This window comes from Streptomyces sp. NRRL F-5123 (assembly GCF_000721495.1).
Classification (GTDB): Bacteria; Actinomycetota; Actinomycetes; order Streptomycetales; family Streptomycetaceae; genus Actinacidiphila.
This window is the reverse complement of sequence record NZ_JOHY01000119.1, coordinates 1-6060: the sequence shown is the minus strand read 5'-3', so window position 1 is coordinate 6060 and position 6060 is coordinate 1. Positions and strand designations below refer to the sequence as shown.

Sequence of the window (6060 nt, the reverse complement as noted above, 5' to 3'; positions counted from 1 at the left end):
GGCCTTCTCCTCGCAATACTCCACCGACACCGCGAAAGTCCTCGCCTTCACGTCCCTGGCGATGCTCCCCGCGCTGATATTCTTCGCGATCTTCGAGAAGCGCATCGTCGGCGGCCTCACCGGCGCCGTCAAGGGCTGACACCACCTCAGGACCTGCACAGGCCCGTTCCGGCCTGCCCCCGCCGTTATCCGGCAGGGGCAGGCCGCAGGCCGCTGCCGCACTACCCCGGCACACCGTGCGCCATCGCACAGAAAAGGACCATCGAATTGCCCCGCGCCCACATCGAGCTCGACAGGCGGGCCGTCATCGCTCCCGTCCGACGCCGCACCTTCGGCTCGTTCGTCGAGCACCTCGGCCGCTGCGTGTACACCGGGCTCTACGAGCCGGAACACCCGAGCGCGAACGACGACGGGTTCCGCATGGACGTCGTCGAACTCGTCAAGGAGCTCGGCAGCACGACCATCCGCTACCCGGGTGGCAACTTCGTCTCCGGCTTCCGCTGGGAGGACTCGGTCGGTCCGCGCGAGAAGCGTCCGGTGCGCCGTGACCTCGCCTGGCACTCGCTCGAGTCGAACCAGGTGGGCCTCGACGAGTTCGCCAGGTGGCTCGAACTCACCGGCTCCGAGCTGATGCTGGCGGTAAATGTCGCCACGCGCGGCATCCTGCCGGCTCTCGACCTGCTGGAGTACGCCAACCACCCCTCCGGTACGGCACTGTCCGACCTGCGCATCGCCAACGGCACACCGGACCCGCACAACGTACGCATGTGGTGCCTCGGCAACGAGATGGACGGGCCGTGGCAGACCGGCTTCATGACCGCGGAGGACTACGGCAAGATCGCCGCCCGCACCGCCGCGGCCATGAAGATGGCCGACAAGGACCTCGAACTCGTGGTCTGCGGCTCCTCCGGCTCCGGCATGCCGACGTTCGGCGACTGGGAGCGCATCGTGCTGGAGCACACCTACGACCACGTCGACTACGTCTCGTGCCACGCGTACTACCAGGAGTACGACGGCGACCTCGGCTCGTTCCTCGCCTCGTCGGTGGACATGGACTACTTCATCGACACCGTCGTCGCGACCGCGGACCACGTGGGCCACAAGAAGCGCTCCAACAAGAAGATCGACATCTCCTTCGACGAGTGGAACGTCTGGTACCTCAAGGAGCACCAGGAGTCCGAGGAGGTCAACACCGAGTGGCGCTACGCCCCCCGGCAGCTCGAGGACAAGTACTCGGTCGCGGACGCCGTCGTCGTCGGCAACCTGCTGATGACGCTCCTCCGGCACAGCGACCGCGTCACCTCGGCGTCGCTCGCGCAGCTCGTCAACGTGATCGCGCCGATCATGACCGAGCCCGGGGGCCCGGCCTGGCGCCAGACGACCTTCTACCCCTTCTCGATCACGAGCCGGCTCGCCTCCGGCGAGGTGATCCGGCCCGTGATCGAGGCACCGACGTACGGAACGGCACGCCACGGTGAGGCATCGGTGATCGACGCGGTCGCCACCGTCGACGAGGACAGGGCCGCGGTCTTCCTCGTCAACCGCGACCTGGCCGAGCCCGCGCAGATCACGATCGACGTGCGCAGCCTCGGATCGTCGCACGTCACCGAGGCGGTCACGCTCGCCGACGCCGACGTCTACGCGAAGAACACGCTCGCCGACCAGCACCGGGTGGCCCCGTCGGCGAACACGAGCGCGACGCTCGCCGACGGCATGCTCACCATTGAGCTGCCGCCGGTGTCGTGGACGGCGATCGCCCTGCGCTGAGCGGCGGCGCGAAGCTCGTCCGGCGCCGTGACGAAGCCCCGTCACGGCGCCGGGCCAGGTCACGGGCCCGTGCGGAGACCGGAAAAAGGAAGGCTGTGTGAAGTCGATGCGTCAGTCGCGGAACCGGGTTTTCGAGCGCCGAGAGGTCGCCTGCGCGGTGCGCGACGGAACGAGGCTGCGGACCGTACTGCTGCTTCCGCACGGAACGGGGCCGTGGCCGGCCCTGCTGACCCGGCACCCCTACGACGTGACCCGTGACGAACACGACGGGATGCTCGACGTCGGGCGGCTCGTCGCCGCCGGGTACCTCGTCGCGCTTCAGGACGTACGGGGGCGCCACGGCTCCGAAGGCACCTTCCAGCCGAGCACGCAGGAGGTGGCCGACGGCGCCGACGCCGTGGAGTGGCTCGCCGCACTCCCCGAATGCACCGGCGTCGTCGGGATGTGGGGCGCGTCCTATGCCTCGGAGACCCAGTTCAGCGCCCTTCTGGGGGGAGCTACGGCGCTGCGGGCGATAGCCCCCGCCGTCAGCCCGGCGATGTCGGCGCTGGACGGATTCCGGTTCCGCGGCGGGGTGCCGGAGATCGGCAGCACCCTCGCGTGGACGCACTACGCGATCGCCCCGGACCTCATCACCCGCATCGGCTCCGCCGACGAACGCGAGTCCGAGCGCAAGCGCTGGGAGGCGACCGAGCGCGCGATCGCGAACCGCGAGGCGTTCCGGGCCGGCGCGCTGAACGCCGACCCGGACGCCGAGGCGATCGTGACGTGGGGTCTGGACCGGCTGCGGGAACCACTCGACTCCGTGAGCCATCACGCCGGGAAGATCATCGACCGGATCGACGCGATCGACATCCCGGTCTTCCTGATCGGCGGATGGTTCGACGTCTTCCTCGGGTCGACCCTCGAAATCTACCGACGCCTGCTGCGCCGCGCGAAGGACACCGGAGGGCCGCTGCCCCATCTTCTCGTCGGCCCCTGGTCGCACGACAACATGTCGGGCCGGACAGCCGGCACGGACTTCGGGCCGGGCGCGTCCGTCGACGACCTCGGCGGCGGCGACGACCTCACCGAGCGGCACATACGCTGGTTCGACGCCGCCCTGCGCTCGGGCACGGCCGACACGCCGCCGGTGCGCATATTCCTGATGGGCACCAACCGGTGGATCGAGGCGGAGGAATTCCCGCCGCGGGACACCCGGACGCTCGAACTGCACCTGAGCGCCGGGGGATCGCTCACCACGGACCCGCCGGAGAGCGGTGAGCGACGGCTGACCGGCGATCCCGCGTCCCCGGTGCCGACGTGTGGCGGCGCGGTACTCCTCTTCGCTCCGTTCGAGGCCGGACCCGCCGACCAGGCGGCGATCCAGTCGCGTCAGGACGTGGTGTCCTGGCGCAGTGCCCCGCTCACCGAGGACGTCACGGTGATGGGCGCGCTCCACGCCGTCGTCCACCTCACGACCACGGGAACGGACGCGGACGTGGTGGTCCGGCTGTGCGACGAACACGCCGACGGCCGCAGCCTCGTGATCGCCGACGGCGTGCAGCGGGCGTCCGCGCGGCTCGTCGACCCTGTCACGGGACGCGGCGACCGGCGGCCGGTCGAGCCGGGCAAGGGCCAGGAGGTCGTCGTGGACCTCTGGTCGACAGCGCACACGTTCCGGCCGGGCCACCGGGTGCGCGTCGATGTCGCACCGAGTTCGTCGCCCCGCTGGGACGTCGGAGGCAACGTCTTCGAGCCGACCGGGGTGACCGCCGCAGCCGTCCCGGCGGAGTACACGATCCACCACGACGCCGCCCGCCCGAGCCGCCTCGTCCTGCAGGTGGTGACGGCGGCGCAGCTCTGAGGCCGGCCGGGAGCCGGGCCCCGGAGGTCAGGGGCCCGGCACCGCGGTCGCCGGGACGGGTCCGGTGGATGCGCGCACGACGAGCTCGGTGGCCAGTTCCATACGGGCGGGAGGCCGGACGCCGCCGTCCTCCCCCCGGGAGAGCTCGATGAGGAGCTTGACCGCCGTGGCGCCCAGTTCGGTGCTGGGCTGCTTGACGGTCGTCAGCCTGGGGCTCATCACCTGCGCCTCGGGCAGGTCGTCGAAGCCGATCACGCTGACGTCGTCGGGAATCCGCAGCCCCCGAGCGTTGAGCGCCTCGTAGACGCTCAACGCCATCTCGTCCGAGCACGCGAAGATCGCGGTGACCCCCGGTTCCCTGTCGAGCAGGGTGTGCGTCGCGGCCTCCGCCTTGGCGGCGTTCCACCCGCCGTAGGTGACGGACACCGTGGCACCGCCGCCGGGGGCGGTGTAGGCCGCCGCCCGGAAACCGTCGACGCGCGCTCGGCTGAAGAGATGGCGGGCATGGCCGGCGACGACCCCCATACGCTTGTGGCCGAGGGCCAGCAGGTACTCGGCGGCCGTACGGCCGCCGTCCCAGTTCGCCACGCTCACACTCACCGCCCCCGCCGGCGGCGTCGCCATCGGGTCGATCAGCACCACGGGGACACCTGCCGCGGAAAGGGCGTTGAACTGCGGCGAGGTGGGATCGATCAGCGCCCCGATGGTGCCGAGGCCGCGCCTTCTCAGCACCCGCGACACCCAGTCGCTGTCCGGGTCGGCGAGCGTCAGCACGACGTCCAGTCCCGCCGCCGCCGCCTCGCGTCCGACCCCGGCCGTCACCAGATTCGCCCACGAGCCCTCGTAGTGGGTGACCACGAGATCGAGCACGTTGGACAGCCCGGTCTCGTCCGGCACGCTGTCGATCTTGGGTCCGCCCCTGCGGGTGTAGCCGACGGCCCGCACGGCGGCCATGACCCTCGCGCGCGTCTCGGCCGAGACGTCGGTTCCGCCGCGCAGCACCTTGGACACGGTGGGCACGCTCGTGCCGGCGGTCTCGGCGACCAGTGACAGGGTCGGGCGCGTTCCGGCGGGTCGGGGGGACATGAGGAAAGGCTATCCAGCGAAGACGCCGTTCAGAACACAGGGGCGGGGGTTGCCTGCCGTCGCGCCGTGGTGGTCGGCGAGGGGCGCAGCGGTTCAGGGCCCGATGCCGAAGCGGTAGACGGTCGTCGACCGGTGGACGTCGCCCGGACGCAGCCACGGTGAGGGGTAGTCCGGTCTGTTCGGTGCGTCGGGGAAGTGCTGCGTCTCCAGCGCGACGCCACCGAACCGCGGAACCGGGCGGCCGTGCAGATCGGTGACGGAGCCGTCGAAGTGGTTGCCCGTGTAGACCTGGATCCCGGGCTCCGTCGTCAGGCATTCCAGCCGGCGACCGGAAGCGGGATGGCTCAGGACTGCTGCGGACACCGTCGTTCCGGGGGTGCGGGGCCGAAGGACCCAGTTGTGGTCGAAGCCGCCTCCGGCCATGCGTGTCTGCTCGTCGGCGGCCGCCAGCGCGGTGCGCAGTTTCCTGGGCTCCCTCAGGTCGAAAGGGGTTCGCTCCACCGGCTCGGACGGTCCGAGGAGCGGCAGCAGACCCGGATCCACGCGGATGTAGCGGTCTGCACCGACCTGGAGCTCGTGGTCCAGTACGGTGCGGTCCGCGTCGGCCGCCAGGTTCCAGTACGCGTGGTTGGTCAGGTTGACCACGGTGACGGCATCGCTCGTCGCACCGTAGTCGATGGTCAGGTCTCCCTCGTCGCCGAGGGTGTAGGTGACCGTGGCCTCCAGCCGGCCCGGGAAGCCCTGGTCGCCTGCGGGGCTGGTCAGGCGGAACTCGACGCCGGCCCGTGGCCCGTCGCCCACCGGACGGGCGGACCACGAGCGCAGGTCGAATCCCTCGGTCCCGCCGTGCAGCGTGTTCCCGCCCTCGTTGGCGCTCAGCGCCTGCGTGCGGTCCTCAAGCCGCAGCACGGCGCCGCCGATGCGGTTCGCGTACCGTCCGACCGTGGCGCCGAAGTACCGCGCCGCGCCGAACCGGTCCGAGACACGCAGCGGGCTGACGACCACCTCGCCGATCCTCCCGGCGCGGTCGGGGCAGCGCACGGAGTGCAGGCTCGCACCGAAGTCCAGGAGTTCGACTGCGACCGGGCCGGCTTCGAGCAGCCAGTGCTCGACGGCCCTTCCCCCGGGCAGTGTTCCGACGGCTGAGCGAGTAACGGTGGCCATGGCGCTCCCTGCGCGTGTGTCGGCGGTGGTCCGGAGGTGTCTGCGCGGGACGGGTCCTGGCGGGAGGTGCCGTCCGGCGGTTCACCCGTGAGGAGGGCGTTGGGTCAGAGGCCGCGTGCGAGTCGGTAGTAGGCCTGGTTCCAGCGGATCTCCTGGGTGAAGCGGCGCAGGGTGGTGTCGTTGTCGATGAGGAGGAG

Annotated in this window: 4 protein-coding genes; 2 read left to right on the top strand and 2 right to left on the bottom strand. The window is 71.0% G+C overall.

Features of this window, described 5'->3' with window-relative positions; all coding sequences use genetic code 11:
* The first annotated feature begins 267 nt into the window (after positions 1-267).
* Both IH54_RS0138210 and IH54_RS0138205 read left to right on the top strand, forming a co-directional pair.
* Positions 268-1767, top strand: a complete 1500-nt coding sequence (locus tag IH54_RS0138210; RefSeq protein ID WP_031526038.1) for an alpha-N-arabinofuranosidase — start codon at positions 268-270, stop codon at positions 1765-1767.
* 106 nt (positions 1768-1873) lie between these two features.
* Positions 1874-3613, top strand: a complete 1740-nt coding sequence (locus tag IH54_RS0138205; RefSeq protein ID WP_031526036.1) for a CocE/NonD family hydrolase — start codon at positions 1874-1876, stop codon at positions 3611-3613.
* A 27-nt stretch (positions 3614-3640) separates the two neighbouring features.
* Here the strand turns inward: IH54_RS0138205 and IH54_RS0138200 are convergent, their stop codons facing one another.
* Both IH54_RS0138200 and IH54_RS0138195 read right to left on the bottom strand, forming a co-directional pair.
* Positions 3641-4699 carry a LacI family DNA-binding transcriptional regulator gene (locus tag IH54_RS0138200; RefSeq protein WP_031526034.1) on the bottom strand — a complete coding sequence of 353 codons (1059 nt, stop codon included), beginning with the start codon at positions 4697-4699 and terminating at the stop codon, positions 3641-3643.
* A gap of 93 nt (positions 4700-4792) precedes the next feature.
* Entirely contained in the window at positions 4793-5863 is a 1071-nt protein-coding gene (locus tag IH54_RS0138195) for an aldose epimerase family protein (protein ID WP_063762456.1), read from the bottom strand.
* Positions 5864-6060 lie beyond the last annotated feature (197 nt).

Bases quoted from the DNA above. Each gene is read 5' to 3' on its own strand.
- IH54_RS0138195 (WP_063762456.1), bottom strand. From the start codon at position 5,863: ATGGCCACCGTTACTCGCTCAGCCGTCGGAACACTGCCCGGGGGAAGG.
- IH54_RS0138200 (WP_031526034.1), bottom strand. From the start codon at position 4,699: ATGTCCCCCCGACCCGCCGGAACGCGCCCGACCCTGTCACTGGTCGCC.
- IH54_RS0138205 (WP_031526036.1), top strand. From the start codon at position 1,874: ATGCGTCAGTCGCGGAACCGGGTTTTCGAGCGCCGAGAGGTCGCCTGC.